General features: G+C 43.0%; 9 protein-coding genes and 1 tRNA gene. 8 read left to right on the top strand and 2 right to left on the bottom strand.

Annotation, left to right across the window (positions count from 1 at the left end; all coding sequences use genetic code 11):
- Window positions 1-15 precede the first annotated feature (15 nt).
- The gene (locus WS42_RS01365; RefSeq protein WP_022159358.1) at window positions 16-1,302 is read left to right on the top strand and encodes a M64 family metallopeptidase; all 1,287 of its coding nucleotides are present in this window, start codon (window positions 16-18) and stop codon (window positions 1,300-1,302) included.
- A 941-nt stretch (window positions 1,303-2,243) separates the two neighbouring features.
- Window positions 2,244-3,386 (top strand): DUF4934 domain-containing protein, encoded by a 1,143-nt coding sequence (locus tag WS42_RS01360; RefSeq protein ID WP_046450666.1) that lies wholly within the window; start codon window positions 2,244-2,246, stop codon window positions 3,384-3,386.
- 6 nt (window positions 3,387-3,392) lie between these two features.
- Here WS42_RS01360 and WS42_RS01355 read toward each other — a convergent pair whose 3' ends face one another.
- Both WS42_RS01355 and WS42_RS01350 read right to left on the bottom strand, forming a co-directional pair.
- On the bottom strand, window positions 3,393-5,783 hold the full coding sequence (locus WS42_RS01355) for a glycoside hydrolase family 127 protein (protein ID WP_022159360.1): 2,391 nt from the start codon (window positions 5,781-5,783) through the stop codon (window positions 3,393-3,395).
- Window positions 5,784-5,951: 168 nt separating this feature from the next.
- Complete coding sequence (locus WS42_RS01350; protein ID WP_233433994.1) at window positions 5,952-8,543, bottom strand: putative LPS assembly protein LptD; 2,592 nt, start codon at window positions 8,541-8,543, stop codon at window positions 5,952-5,954.
- Between the two features lie 383 nt (window positions 8,544-8,926).
- Here WS42_RS01350 and WS42_RS01345 point away from each other — a divergent pair, with 383 nt between their 5' ends.
- From WS42_RS01345 to WS42_RS01320, 6 genes are all read left to right on the top strand, one after another.
- Window positions 8,927-10,030, top strand: coding sequence for an N-acetylmuramoyl-L-alanine amidase family protein (locus tag WS42_RS01345; RefSeq protein WP_229032346.1), 1,104 nt, complete (start codon window positions 8,927-8,929; stop codon window positions 10,028-10,030).
- A 30-nt stretch (window positions 10,031-10,060) separates the two neighbouring features.
- On the top strand, window positions 10,061-11,242 hold the full coding sequence (locus tag WS42_RS01340; protein WP_046404886.1) for an MlaD family protein: 1,182 nt from the start codon (window positions 10,061-10,063) through the stop codon (window positions 11,240-11,242).
- 386 nt (window positions 11,243-11,628) lie between these two features.
- Entirely contained in the window at window positions 11,629-13,053 is a 1,425-nt protein-coding gene (gene dnaA, locus WS42_RS01335; protein WP_022159423.1) for a chromosomal replication initiator protein DnaA, read from the top strand.
- Between the two features lie 152 nt (window positions 13,054-13,205).
- Complete coding sequence (locus WS42_RS01330) at window positions 13,206-13,805, top strand: IMPACT family protein (RefSeq protein WP_046404741.1); 600 nt, start codon at window positions 13,206-13,208, stop codon at window positions 13,803-13,805.
- 84 nt (window positions 13,806-13,889) lie between these two features.
- Window positions 13,890-13,965: transfer RNA gene (locus WS42_RS01325), tRNA-Lys, on the top strand.
- A 239-nt stretch (window positions 13,966-14,204) separates the two neighbouring features.
- A partial coding sequence (locus tag WS42_RS01320) for a site-specific integrase (protein WP_046450664.1) occupies window positions 14,205-15,208 on the top strand: 1,004 nt, incomplete at its 3' end.

Raw genomic sequence — 15,208 nt, 5'->3', positions numbered from 1 at the left:
TCAAACTAACAAAACATGAACTTATTGAAAATCATTTTTTTATTTTTCTGTACCTGGATGACAGGAGAGTTGACGGCCCAGACACCCTTTGAACGGTATTTTCTGGACAAGACACTACGGTTCGACTACTACCATTGCGGAGATAGCCGGAACCAGGAGTATTTTTTCGACGAATTGAAGGAAGAACCCTATTGGGCAGGTTCGAAAGTGTCTCTGCTGGATGATACCGGTTATGGGGTGCAATTGTTTAAAATCTTCGATAAAGCCAGTGGTAAAGAGATTTATTCCCGAAGCTATTGTACCTTGTTCAATGAGTGGCAAACCACTCCCGAAGCGCAGACTGTGCGTAAAGCCATGCCTGAGTCGGTGGTTTTCCCTTACCCGAAAAATGAGGTACGGATCGAGATCTATGCCCGTAACCGGAAAGGAGTTTTTGAAAAGAAATTCGAACAGGACATCGATCCCAATTCTTATTTTGTGAAAAAGTTTACTCCCCGCTACGAGACCTTCGAGGTGGCCTATAACGGTAATCCCTCGACGCGGGTAGATATCGTACTCGTTCCCGAAGGGTATACCCAGAATGAGAAGGAGAAATTTGCAGCTGCTTGCCGGGTGTTTGCTGAAGAGTTTTTCAGTTACTCTCCTTTCAAGGAGAATGCTGCCCGTTTTAATATCCGGGCGGTGTGGGCCCCTTCGATGGAATCGGGTGTGACTATTCCCGGCGAACATGTATGGCGGAATACGGCGGCTCAAGCCCGCTACTATACCTTCGACTCGGAACGTTATCAAATGATCGAGGACTTTCAGGGACTCCGGGATATCGCTGCCCATGCGCCGTATGATCATATTTATGTGTTGTCCAATACGCAGAAATATGGTGGTGGCGGAATCTATAATTTTTATGGTATCAGTGCAGCTCACCATCCTAACCGTACCGGTAAAATCTATGTACACGAATTCGGACATGTGTTGCTGGGATTAGGGGATGAATATATTGGCAACGTGTCGTACAACGATATGTATCCGACCGATGTAGAGCCATGGGAAGCCAATCTGACCACCCTGACCGATTTCGGCCGGAAGGAATGGAAAAAGATGCTGGACACGAAAACGCCGGTTCCTACTCCTGTCAATGAAAAAACACCTCAGAAATTAGGGGTTTATGAAGGAGGTGGTTATGTGAATAAAGGAGTGTATCGTCCATGGCCCAACTGTCTGATGAATAACCTGCATACCATCGATATCTTTTGCCCCGTATGTAGTCAGGCGATCCGGAAGCAAATCGATTTTCTGTGCCGTTGATCGTACGGAGTAATTTTTAATATGCAGGCCGATGGTCCGGAGTGTTCCCGGAACATTCCGGAGTAGACATGCCTCGCTGAAAGATTCCGATCTTATCTGGAGAATGAACGCAATACTTGGAACGGACGGGCGATAGCCATGAGCAGGAGTAAACGAAAAAAACGGACAGATTACGGTAAAAGTCGGCCCGGAAGGTATGCCGCAAGCGGTTCTTAAACTTAGGGCAGAATAAAAAAAGGGATATGTCGTCGAGACATATCCCCGGCTATTCATTAGCCCGAAATCCCAAGTCAATAGTTGAAAGAAAGCAGCCGGTTGAATGTATAATAGTTGTACACACGGCTTGGGAGGCCTGTTGGAGTATCCGGTCTGCTTTCAAACAGTAGCCTGATAATTGTATATATGTTGAGTGGATTGAGAAAAACGCGGAGCTGCCTTTAAAACAACAAAGCGTGGAACTTAACTCAATCTGGCAAGAACCACTGACAATGGTTAGGAACAGAAAGAGCAAGCTCACGCTTAGGTATCATTGATATACGAACCTCCTACGTGAGCGTTGCTACAATCGTTCTGATTTCCTATTTAAAAATTGTCAGTTTTCTTGCTTTCAGAACGCGTAATAGTAACGCATCAACATTTTGTTGACAGATACCTCTTGTATCTGTTTTACAAAGGAAAAGAAAAAATTGAAGATAAACAAGTGAATAATGATTTTTTTTATTAAAATTAAAAAATGTAAGTTTATTCGTCGTTACTAATTCGTCTTCGGTGACCGGTTTGCCGGGACTCACTTTGTTCCTGTTGAGAGAACCTGAAGTTCGGGGTACAACTTTTAAAACCTAAATAGAATTAGTGCGTAAGGTACTTAAAATTACTTCTTGCTTGTTTAAGGTTTATAAACCTTTTTTACTATCTTTGTTGAAAAAGAGAACCTTATGTCTATGCTAAAATTAGAATCTTTTTTCTTCTTTTCTTTCTTCCTGTTTCTTGCCGGGTGCGGAAATCAGAGTAAACCGGTTTCGGTTGAACAGGAAATAATAACTCCCTTGAGTGCAGGAAATGCGGTGAACGACCTGTTGCCGTATATCGATTCGGTTGAAGTTGTTCCTTTGGAGACTACCGGGAAAGCGTTGATCGGACTGGTGGGAAAAATACTGCTTTTGCCTAACGGAAATGTCCTGATTAAAAGTACTGCCAGCATGTTCATGTTCAGTCCTAAAGGAAAGTTTTTATTTCAAATCGGAAAGAATGGTCGTGGCCCCGAAGAATACCTTACTATCGATGATGTATGCCTCAGCCAGGATGCCCGGGAATTATGGATTTTGGGAGGATGTGAGATCGTGAAATATAGTACGGAGACCGGACGGTTTATCCGGAAAACGACACTGGAGCTTCCAGAGATATGTAATGGCTTCGATGCGATAGCGAGTGGACCCGGTCATTCGGCTTTTTTGTATTATTGCCCGCAAATGGACGAGAATAATTTTTCGGAAGATTTCTATTGTTTGTATCGTTATGACGAACAGGGGCGAATCCTGCAAAAATTTCTGCCTCGTAAAGACTATGGCCTGAATATAGCTCTGATAACCCAGACTAGCGATAATCGATATATTCTCCGGCCTCAGGATAGTGATAATATCTGTTATTATCTTTCGGATAGTTTGCCGGTACCCCGGGTGAAAATCGATTTTGGGAAAGAGACGATAAAAAACCGGTATTCATCGGATCTGCAAACTTATCTCCGTTCTGATTATTATAAAATGCCGGTCTATATTTACGATACCCGGGATTACTTCTATTTCTCGTATTGCGGACCTGAGGCAACCGATTGTTATTGTATCCACTCTTTTAAAAATAGCAAAACGATTACCTGGGAGAGAAAAGGAGATGATGCCGACGGGATGTTCATGATTGGGGGGGCCGATAAAGACTTTTTTTATGGTATCTATAACGATTACCGGGACTGGGATGAAATCTTACTGAATCGGCAGGATCTTTTAAAAAGAGCTATTATTCAGAAAACCCATCTCCGGATCCCGGAAGATAGCAACCCTCTGTTGGTAAAAGTAAAGTTTAAGTTTTAAGAGACTTTACCTTACTTTCCATTCCAATATTCCGGCTGATTTGCCTTCCTGTAACTGGGCGGTTAATCTCAGAGCTTTGGTTCTGACGGGCTGGAAGTGGACTGTACAATATTTATCTTTAGCGATTTCGTAAGGATCGGTATTTTTTACCGGCAGCCATTTCTCGCCGGCTTTGTATTCGAGACGCCAGGAGACCGGGAGTTGGAAATCGATATCGTAATGTCCTAATTCCAACCAATATACGGATGCTTCGGTGAGAGTCATCGGTTGGTCCCATTCGTATTGAGCCCATTCTTCTGTGCCAAGGCATTGCCACCAATTGTGAAACTGCATCGATTTATCCGCCGAATTGCGGGGTTCGAACCGGTCGTTCAAACCGTATCCTCCGTAAGGGATCGAAACAGAAGCCTGTGCTTGTGAAGCCAGGGTTTCTGTGCGGCGTGGAATGCTGGCCTCGCGGGTATAAGGGATCCATACATTCATTTCGTTGGCTCCGCGGTTGTCCCAGGCATAATAAGGAATGGCCGTCACGGAGGTTGGCAGAGTCGTATGGCCGTCGGAAAGTAAATGATATCCCTGGCCTTTTAGGGTCATGACACCGTGAAGCAGATCGGGCTTAAACTCCGGACTGAACGGAGTATCTTCCTCTGTAAACAGATCCAAAGCGTAACCGTCATGATCGCTGGCTTCGACACAATATATTATCGGACCGTATATTAGAGCATATTTGTTACGATCGTCGATAACTTGTGGGTCGGCGATCACTTTTCTGACTTGCATCGGTAAATTCAGGACGATTTGATCGTTACCCTTCCAGTCGCCTCGGAGAAGGGCATAACCGTTCCGGACTTCCGGTTTTACCGTTTTTCCGTTCAGGCTGATGGTATAACTTGTTGTATCTTTGTCGAGATAGGTATATAGGGTGCCGGGAAGAGGTTGCTGTTGTACCCAACCGGGAATACGCAAAGCCAGAGTAAACGAAGAAGCAGGAGAGTGATCCAAAGTCAGCTTGATCCTGCCTTCCCAGGGATAACGGGTTTCCTGTTTGATGCGGACCGGTTGGCCCTCCAGAGTTATTTGACCTTCGTTGCCCATGTACAGATTGACGAAAAGAGTATTCCCTCGGACGGCATACACATAACCCGGAATGGACGGCATAAAGCGGGTGATATTGGAAGGACAACAGGAACAACCGAACCATTCGCTCCGGTCATGACTACCGTCCGACATCAAAGGATTGTCGTAAAAATAACGTTTCCCATCGAGAGAGACTCCCGAAATGACTCCATTGTATAAGGCACGTTCGAGCACATCGTAATATTTCGATTCCCCGGTTAGTAAAAACAGACGGTAGTTCCAGTAGACATTGGAGATAGAGGCACAAGTTTCACAATAGGAAGTCATGTTCGGAAGTTCGTAATTTTCCCCGAATCCTTCTCCCCAGGCTCTGGCTCCGATACCTCCTGTGATATATAATTTCCGGTCGGTGATATTGTTCCATAGCCGTTTTGAAGCTTCGATGAATCCTTGATCCTGGCACAAGGCGGCGACATCTGCGACACCCGAATACAGGTAACCGAACCGCACGGCGTGTCCTACAGCCTCGTCTTGTTCCTTGATCGGTTTGTGGTCCTGGCTATACGGACTGGCAGGGCGCCCATCGGAGAGACGTCCCGCTTCCTCACAAAAATACTTCGCTTTTTCCAGGTATTTGGGATTACCGGTCACCCGGTACATTTTAACAAGCCCCATCTCGACAATGGGATGCCCCGAGGGCTGATGGATCTGTCCTGAATCTGTTCCGAAAACCTGACATACCAGGTCGGCATTCTTTATCGCGACGTCAAGTAAATGACGTTTACCGGTAGCATAATAATGAGCCGTGGCGGCTTCGTATAAATGTCCGCAGTTGTAAAGTTCGTGGCTATTGACTTTCTCCCAGCGACGGCTGCCCATCCAGCGCTGAAGGCGGTCACAACGATTGGTACGGCAAGTGTAAAGATAACCGTCCGGTTCCTGGGCTGCTGCTATCAGGTGGATGACACTGTCGAGATAATGGTCGAGCTGTGGGTCGTATTGCACTGCCAGCACGTAGGAAGCTCCTTCGACTACTTTGTAAATGTCGGTGTCGTCAAAGGGAAAATCTCCCTGGTGTTCTCCGGTTTTCAGACCTGCGGCAAGAGCGAAATTGTCCAGACGGCCGTTGATTTCACATTGGTGAAAAGCCGTCGGGATGGATACTTCGCGATTTATACTCAGTTTAGGACTCCAAAAAGAATCCGCTAAATGGACTTGGGTGAAATTTACGGGTTGGATCGGATAATCGGTCACTTTTTTTTGACAAGCCACGAAATTCAGCATTCCGCAGAGTATAGATATGAATATTATTTCCCTCATAATTGTTCGGTTTACCTCTGCAAAAATAGAATAGGGGTAGGAAAACAAATATCAGAAATGTACGTTTTCATATCAATATTGTCCGGTCAGGAGAATTTTTTTGACAAAGGCAGAAAAAAATCGGCGCGACTTGCGGTTGCTGACCGGCACTTTGCTGAGCGGGTGTGCTTACCTCCTGTCGTACCAGGAGTCCCGCTTCGTTAGTTTCAGGTCTTTCAACAGACTGGAACGGACGTTGATCTGGAAATTGTAGGACTGGTGCGTGCCGAAGGGAATGCAGGAAAAGGTCATTTCCCAGCAATGCAGGTCGCGGGTGAGGTTGAAACTGGTAGCCGTCACTTCTTTCTGCTGGAAGTCATAACCGGTGCTGTAGCCTATCTTCCATTTCGGGGTCAGGGAAAAGTCGCCGTTGATACGCACCATCTGCGAAATGGTATTGCTGCTCAAAGGTTTTTTGGCTCCGGGAGCGGTATTGCGCGAATAATTCTTCGAATAACTGAACGTATAATCCAGACTGATACTCCAGGGAACATCGAAATCCATATATTCATCATAATGACCGTTCAGTCTATCGTTCTTTTCTTCTTTGTTTTTCCCGTTGTCCGAAGAGAATTGTATGCCCGAAGAAGCCGATACGCGGGTCAGACGTCCGATACCTCCATTGTACCTGTTGATTCTGACGGCATTGGCATTGATGGCATAAGGGTCTAACGTTCCGGTCAGGTTTATGTTGACTTTTTCATTGAATACTTTGGTCCGGGCCGATAACTGAATTACCGACCAGCGCATAGAATCGGCAAAGAAATTATAACTGGATTGTAAACGAAAGCTCTCCAATAGTTTTATTTTCTTATACTCTTCCTTGCCGGTGGTATCTTTGTCGTTCCGGACTTTCATTTCCAGGTTGTTGTCGAGGCTCAGGCTCAGGCTCCCCGATTCTTCGGCACCGGAAGGGGTTCCGTATAACTTGTTGTCGAATATAGAATATTCCTGATCGTTACCTTGTGAATCTGTGTAAGTTTTCCAGTATTTACTTTTAGGTACACCGATTTTAGGGGTATACGATACGCTGGCACTGGGGCGGATGACATGCCGGATGGCAAAAATTTTGCTAGTCGGTAAGAATTGATACATACCGTAAATCGTCGGGTTGTAAGAAAGAGACAGACTTGCGTTGTAATTGTGGGCGTAATGCAGGCCATATACCGTATCGACAGGGATATAACCCCCTCCCGGCATCGTAGAATCGGCTACCCAGTCGCCTTTACGGATCGAACTTAAATAGGCTACACCGTTATAAGTGAACGAGGGAGAAAGGGATAGGTCTTTTACAATATTGATGCTGGTACTTAATGGAATAGAATGTTTAAAACCATTTTGCCAGTCCCGGGCCATATTCTGGAAAGATTTTCCCAGTTCGGATTCCTTGGTCTGAATACTGTTACGTAACTCTGCATTGTAGGTGAAACCGATATTCTCATACCATTTTAATTCACCTACACGTTCTTTACGCCGAAAAGGATATACCTGGGATACCCGGAAGTTCAGGTTCGGAAAAGAAAGTGAGATCGAGGAGTCACGGCTGTTCTGGTTGTGGGTAAAACTGGCTGTGATATTGAACGGACGGTCGGGCCACTTTTTGCTCCAGGAAATACTGGATTGTTTACGTTGGTTGGCTATATCATTGATATTGGTGGCGTTATAATAGTTGTTTGTCGCAGAAGACATATCTACCGAAGCAGAAAATGTCGTATAAGGATTGGCTTTGGGATCTTGGGAATGTTGCCAGCGGATGGACCAGTCTTTGGACTGGGTATAGTCCGGAGTCCCTTTTTCACTGGTATGGTTCCGGCTCATCGAGAAATCGAAATTACCGCTGAATTTATACCTTTTTCTGTAATTCGAACCTACGTTGAGGCCCCACGACCCATTGGTATAGATCGTACCGGTAACCGTGAGGTCTACATAATCGTTGATAAACCAGTAGTAACCTCCGTCCCGCAAGTTGAATCCCCGCATACGTTCTTCACCGTAAGTAGGCATAATAATTCCCGAGGTTCCTTTTTTGGTGATCGGGAAGAATCCGAACGGGATAGCCAGAGGGAGAGGTACATCTTCGATGTAAAGATTGGCAAATCCCGAAACGACCTTTTTGTCCCGGATCATTTTGGCCTTGCTCAACCGTACGTAGAAGTGCGGATGATCGTGTTTGTCACAAGTGGTATACCAGCCGTCTTTGATACAATATACCGAATCCGACATTTTCTTGGTCAGCTTTCCCTGGACATAACCTTCGCCTTGTTGGGTGATGATCTCTTTGACAAATCCTTTTTCTGTCTTGAAATTATATTTGAGATCCAGACTTTCGAATTCCTGGCTACCGTCCTTGAATTTGGGTTTGCCGACAATCGTACCGCTACTGTCAGGAAGACCGGAAGCATAAGCCAGGCTGTTTTCCATATCTAATTCGATGTAGTCGGCTTTTAATTCCGTCGTCAGATATTTGACAAAGGCATTTTTATATAAAAAAGTTTTTTTATTGGGAACATCCAGAATGATCGAATCGGCTGCGTTGTATTCTACTACATCTTTAAAAAGAGGTTTCTCTGTTTTCGTACTATCCGTTTGGAGTGTATCGGATTGTACCTGTAGAGAATCCGACACAGTCGGACGGGGAGCCATTAAAGCCGAATCGGCAGCAGATAAACTGTCTCTGACCGATGCCGGACGTTTGACCGGGTGATGGACTTCTTTAATCACCGGCCCGGGAGTTTTATCTTGAACCGTCGAATCTGGTTGTACTGATTCTTGCTGCTTTCCCGCTGCTGTCTTTTCTTGCATTTCGCTGGCGGCAATATCTTTCCGGGCATGTGAAGACCGTGATGCTACGGAACATGCTGCCATCATAAAAATGATGCAAATCGTAAGAAATTGAAGTATATTTGCTCTTAGTTGCAATTTATTATACTATTTTTGTGATGAATAAACGCATTCCGGTCCTTGGATTCGGTTTGCAAATGTAAGAAATATTGATTGTTAATAGCTAGCATTCTTTTTAAAAAGTTTTAAATATCATGATAATTCGATACGGACTTACCGGAATATTGTTTTGGTTACTGGTAATATTTTCCGCATATGAATCTATGGCTCAGAAAGAATCGGGAAAAATCAAATGTATTTGTATTGATGCCGGTCATGGTGGATTTGCTAATAAAGAAGGCGATCCCGGGGCAATCGGTGCCCTTACTCAGGAAAAACACCTCACTTTGGGAATTGCTTTAAAACTTGGAAAGATGATCTCGGAACGCTATCCGGATATTCGGGTGGTGTATACCCGTACGAAAGACGTGCCTGTAGAGCTGAATAAACGGGGCAAGATCGCCAACGACTGTAAAGCCGATCTTTTTATTTCTATTCATATCAATTCCTGTAAAACCCCTTCTGTGCGGGGACTGGAGACTTATGTGCTGGGATCTACCCGAAACAAGGAAAATCTGGAAGTGGCGATGAAAGAAAACGCTGTAATCAGGCATGAAAAGGATTATGAAAAGAATTATGCCGGATTCGATCCGACAAGTCCCGAGTCTTATATTATTTTTAGTTTGATGCAGAATATCCATCAGGAAAAAAGCCTGGAACTGGCCGGTGCCGTACAAGCAGAGATGGTCAAAGCGACCAATCATAAAGACCGGGGGGTCAGACAAGCCGGTTATCTGGTACTGAAAGATGCAACAATGCCTGCCATCCTTGTCGAATCGGGTTTTATCTCTAACCGGGAAGATGAGAAATTTTTAATGTCGCAGGCCGGACAAACGAAGATCGCTACTGCTATTTTTAAAGGAATTGAAACTTATAAACGACAAGTAGAGAAAAAAAGTAGCGTGAACCGTTCCGGACAACCCGGGCCGGTAGTGGCATCGGATGGAAATCAGTCCGTAAAGGCTGCAGAAGTACAAAAAACGCAAGTTGCCGAATCCGGAAAAAACGAATTGTTTTATGCTATTCAGGTGGCTTCTGTTCCTTCGAAAGTCAAAACTCCTGCAAAGCTTTGTACAGGCGAGAAGGTGGAGGAAATAAATTCCGGAGGACGCTATCGTTATTATGTGGCTAAGGATAAGGAATTAGATGTAGTGAAGAAAAAACTTTCTTCCGTAAAGCGTAAGGTGAAAGATTGTTTCATCATTGCGATATATAATAATAAAGTAATTACTGTGGCAGAAGCCAGAAAATTGGAGTCGGAAAAATAAAAAGTAGTAAGATATTAAGATGTTATGGGAATGAAGGTTAAAAGAGAAGTGAAACTGGCATTAACAGCAATTGCTGCTGTTGTTATATTGATCTGGGGAATTAATTTTTTGAAAGCGAAAGCATTGTTCGACCGGAATAATGTGTTTTATGGTATTTATGACCGGGTGGATGGATTGAAAGTTTCCAGTAGTGTAATCTATCGGGGATATAGTGTCGGACAGGTCAGTGCCATACAGTTTACCGGTGAACGGTACGATAAGGTATTGGTACAGTTTACCGTGGGAAAAAAATTGCAGATATCTTCCAATACCATTGCTGCTATCCGTAGCGCCGACTTGATGGGCTCGAAAGCCATCAACCTCATCCCCGGAGATGCAACGACTTATGCCCAGAGCGGGGATACCTTGAGAACGGAATTGGAATTGGGTATCATGGAACAACTGAACAAACAATTGGAACCCTTGAAGAAGAAAGCCGAGACGGTAATGGTCTCTTTGGATACGGTATTGGTGGCTTTGCAGGAGATTTTTAGTGAAGATGCCAATGGAAATATCCGGGGATCCTTGAAAAGTGTCAGCCGCACACTGGATAACGTAGAGCATGCTTCCGGTACTTTGAACGATTTGCTGGCCAACGAGTCCTCCCGGATTTCTAAAATTCTCGAGAATATCAATAGCATAACCGGAAACCTGGAAAACAGTAATGCGAATATAACCCGTAGCCTGGATAATATTACCGGGATCAGCGATTCGCTTAAAGCGGTTAATCTGGCTAATACCGTTCGTTATTTGAATAGTGTTTTGGCACAGACCGATTCCATTGTCATGAAGATCAACCGGGGGAAAGGTACACTAGGGGGAGTGGTGAATGACCGTGATTTGTATTATAATCTGACGGCAGTGAGTGAAAATCTCAATAAATTACTGACCGAATTCCGGCAAAATCCAAAACGCTTTGTGAATCTATCTTTGTTCGACTTTTCTTCCGGTAAATCGACCCAGGATACTTATGGGATCGTGATTGCGGAATCGGAGGAACCCTTGGCCTTGGATTCCGAATTATACCGGAAATATCCCGATTTAAGGGAAATGCGTAAAAACGGGAAATATCTTTATTTGATCCAAACTTATAAGAATTTGAAACAAGCGGAGAAAGATTTGAAAGATGTTAATAAAATCTTTAAACAATCATTTATTGTTAAAATTCAATAAAATATTAATTTGAATCATTCTAAATAGGAGCGTTGCTGTTGTGGTGATTATTAACATAATGATATATATAATATGTTTGTTATGTTAATATGTTGCGAGAAACTTTTCCTTTAAGCTGAAACGATTAGGTTGGGTACTCTCCTTTTTTTAACCTTTGAATGTGATAAATGGGGTATAGGTATTTTAATAAAAATAAATGATTTTGATGGAGTGTAATATATTTGTTATCAGATGGTTATATTTAATGTCTTGGTTCTTAGTTGATAAGCTTTTTTTGAATATAACCAAGTAAAATCCCATTTTTTTTATGATTTTTTTTATGGAATTTAGCATGCTGAAAAGAGGCGGGTTGTGAAAAGTAAGAAACACCTGACTAACAATAGACTATGGAAAAGGAAGGTAAGAATATTTGGTTGAAATGTTTGTCTTTGATTCAAAAGCAAGTATTGCCTGAAAAGTTTAAGACGCTTTTTGAGCCGATACGTGCTGTTCGTTTTAAAGATGATGTACTGACAATTCAGGTTGCCAGTGCTTATGTATATGAAGTTTTGGAAGGGGAGTACATCGATATTCTGAAGAGTGCTTTGAAAGCGGTAATCGGCCCCAATGCAAAATTGGCTTATTCGGTTGTGGTGGAGAGAAGTAAACCTTCTGAGCCACTGACAACGACTTTAGCTTCTAATCCGGTAAGGAAGCCTGCAAGCAGCACGGTTTATCTGGATCAGACCGGTCACAGTACGCTGAAGAACCCGTTTGAACGGGCTTCCAATCAGATTCAGATAGATTCCCAGTTGAATCCTTCCTATACCATGGAAAGTTATATCGAAGGCAACTGTAACCGTTTGGCAAGGTCTGCCGGTATGGCTATCGCTCAGAAACCCGGAGGAACGGCTTTCAATCCTTTGTTGATCTATGGTGGTTCAGGGCTCGGAAAAACACATTTGGCACAAGCGATCGGTCTGGAAGTGAAACAGAATTTTCCGAATAAGGTCGTCTTGTACGTGTCGACCAATATCTTTCAGACTCAGTTTACAGAGGCGGTGCGTCGGAATGAAGTGAACGATTTCCTTCATTTCTATCAGTTGATCGATGTATTGATTTTGGATGATATACAAGAACTGGCCGGAAAGACCGGTACTCAAAATACTTTTTTCCATATTTTCAACCATTTGCATCAGTCCGGGAAACAGTTGATCCTGACTTGTGATAAGGCTCCGGCCGAATTGGAAGGAATGGAAGATCGTTTGCTGTCCCGTTTCCGTTGGGGATTATCGGCCGAGATCAAGGCGCCGGATTTCGATACACGTAAAGAAATCGTGTTGAACAAAGCCCGGAAAGACGGTATCGATTTTTCAGAAGAAGTGATCGAATATATCTGTAAATATGTCGATCATAATGTCCGGGAATTGGAAGGAGCGATGATTTCTTTGCTGGCTCAGTCGACTTTTAATAAGAGGGACCTGACGGTGGATCTCGTTAGAGATATCCTTGGAAAAATGGTGAAGAAACCTACGGAAGAATTGACGGTCGATAAAATCCAGGAAGTGGTTTGTGAACATTTTAATATTCCGTCGGAGCTTTTACAGACGAAAACCCGAAAACGTGAGGTGGTACAAGCCCGTCAACTGGCTATGTATTTCTGTAAAAACTATACGAAGTATTCTTTGTCGTATATCGGTAGCCAAATCGGTAAAAAAGATCATGCTACGGTCTTATACGCCTGCAAAGCGGTCACCGACCTGATCGAAACTGACCGGAATTTTAAGATCCAGGTGGAGGAAATTCAACGGAAATTGTATTGCCGGAATTAAAGCGTCATTGTTACTGAAGCCGCATTGTTCCAACCGGAATAGAAGAAGATTCGGTAAACTGAACGTTTAACTGCTGAGGTGCCCGATTGGAACAGAACGTTTTTAATTACTTCTCTCTGGAGGCAATAATTGAGTCCTTTTTTGTAATTGGAATGGAAGATCTGTACCGAACCGTCGAAGTAGTAGCCGAAGGCTTATATAAAGAAAAAGGAAGTAAGTTTCTGGCCTTTGTTTACCCTGTGGCTACCGAAGAACAAATTCGGGAAATTATTACCGGGATAAAAGGAAAGTATTACGATGCCCGGCATCATTGTTATGCCTGGCGCTTAGGAGCTGCTAAAAACCATTTCCGGATGAATGATGACGGAGAGCCTTCCTCTACAGCCGGCAAGCCGATATTCGGACAGATTCAATCTTTCGACCTGACTAATGTACTGATTGTTGTCGTGCGCTATTTCGGGGGAACCAAGCTGGGGGTATCGGGGTTGATCAATGCCTATCGTGAAGCTGCTGCCGATGCCATCCGGAATGCCGTCATCGTCGAAAAAACCGTAGATGAAATTTTGCGGATTCGGTTCAGTTACCTAGTCCTGAACGATGTCATGAAGGTGATCAAGGAGGAAAATCCCGAAGTCTTGGAACGCAACTTTGAATTATCCTGCGAAATGTTATTGGCGATCCGCCGAAAAGAACTCCCGAAACTAATAGAACGTTTGGAAAAAATCGATTCTTTAAGTATTATCGAAGAGTAATATTTTTTTAGAAAAAAAGCCATAAAAAATTTGCAAACTCCGATTTCCTCCCTATCTTTGCACCCGCGTTCTGAAAGAAACGACGATTCAGTAGCTCAGCCGGTAGAGCACAACACTTTTAATGTTGGGGTCCTGGGTTCGAATCCCAGCTGGATCACCAAAAGAAAAGCAAAACAATGAAAACCGCTGATAATCAATCATTATCAGCGGTTTTTCTTTTTATCCATACTGCAAATTGAAGCAGAATACCGCATCTTACTGGAGGTGAAATAGGTGGACTTAATTTCCACATAAAAACAAGTCCACCTAATTGGATTATATTTCACTGATTCTCTGCGTTTTGCATAAAACGAACTCTTTTCAAAACATGTATTTTTACACCATCAAAAAAAGAAGAGTATGGCAATGCAAAGAAACTATTTTACGGTATTGTTTTTCCTGAAGAAATCAAAGCTGCTTAAAAATGGAGAAGCACCAATCTGTATGCGTATCACAATAAACGGAAAACGTGCAGAGGTACAAATCAAGCGAAGTATAGATGTTACAAAATGGAATACGCAAAAAGAATGCGCGATTGGCAGGGAAAAGAAGTATCAAGAAATAAACCACTATCTTGATACGATAAGAACTAAAATCCTTCAAATTCACCGTGAACTTGAGCAGGACGGTAAACCTATTACAGCAGATATTATAAAAAATATCTATTATGGAGAACACTCTACTCCCAAAATGCTGCTTGAAGTATTCCAGGAACACAATTCAGAATATCGGGAATTGATGAACAAGGAATATGCCGAAGGTACTGTACTTCGATACGAACGTACAGCAAGATATTTGAAGGAGTTTATCAGTGAACAGTATAAACTGGCTGATATTCCATTAAAATCAATCAACTATGAATTTATAACCAAATTCGAACATTTCATTAAAATACAGAAAAACTGTGCGCAAAATGCGACAGTGAAATATCTGAAGAATTTAAAGAAAATCATCAAAACTGCATTGATAAAGAAGTGGATAACTGATGATCCGTTTGCAGAAATACACTTCAAACAGACCAAGTGTAACCGTGAATTCTTAAACGAAATGGAACTTCGCAAAATCATCAATAAAGATTTTGATATTCAACGATTACAAACCGTAAGGGACATATTCATCTTCTGTTGCTTCACCGGTTTGGCTTTCACAGACGTAAAGAATCTGAAAAAGGAACACCTTGTACAGGCAGATAATGGTGAGTGGTGGATAAGAAAAGCAAGGGAAAAGACCGATAATATGTGTGACATTCCATTGTTGGATATACCAAGACTTATTTTAGAGAAATATCAGTCAAATCCAATCTGCAATGAAAAAGGATTATTACTTCCTGTTCCCAGCAACCAACGAATGAACAGTTATTTGAA

Source organism: Odoribacter sp. N54.MGS-14 (assembly GCF_000980295.1).
Lineage (GTDB): Bacteria > Bacteroidota > Bacteroidia > Bacteroidales > Marinifilaceae > Odoribacter > Odoribacter splanchnicus.
Note: the sequence above shows the minus strand (reverse complement) of the source record. Positions and strands in the feature narration are given on the sequence as shown.

What these genes read in the sequence shown, in the direction of transcription:
- WS42_RS01360 (WP_046450666.1), top strand. Translation starts at nt 2,244, where the DNA reads ATGCTAAAATTAGAATCTTTTTTCTTCTTTTCTTTCTTCCTGTTTCTT.
- WS42_RS01340 (WP_046404886.1), top strand. Translation starts at nt 10,061, where the DNA reads ATGAAGGTTAAAAGAGAAGTGAAACTGGCATTAACAGCAATTGCTGCT.
- WS42_RS01355 (WP_022159360.1), bottom strand. Translation starts at nt 5,783, where the DNA reads ATGAGGGAAATAATATTCATATCTATACTCTGCGGAATGCTGAATTTC.
- WS42_RS01330 (WP_046404741.1), top strand. Translation starts at nt 13,206, where the DNA reads ATGGAAGATCTGTACCGAACCGTCGAAGTAGTAGCCGAAGGCTTATAT.
- WS42_RS01345 (WP_229032346.1), top strand. Translation starts at nt 8,927, where the DNA reads ATGGCTCAGAAAGAATCGGGAAAAATCAAATGTATTTGTATTGATGCC.
- dnaA (WP_022159423.1), top strand. Translation starts at nt 11,629, where the DNA reads ATGGAAAAGGAAGGTAAGAATATTTGGTTGAAATGTTTGTCTTTGATT.
- WS42_RS01365 (WP_022159358.1), top strand. Translation starts at nt 16, where the DNA reads ATGAACTTATTGAAAATCATTTTTTTATTTTTCTGTACCTGGATGACA.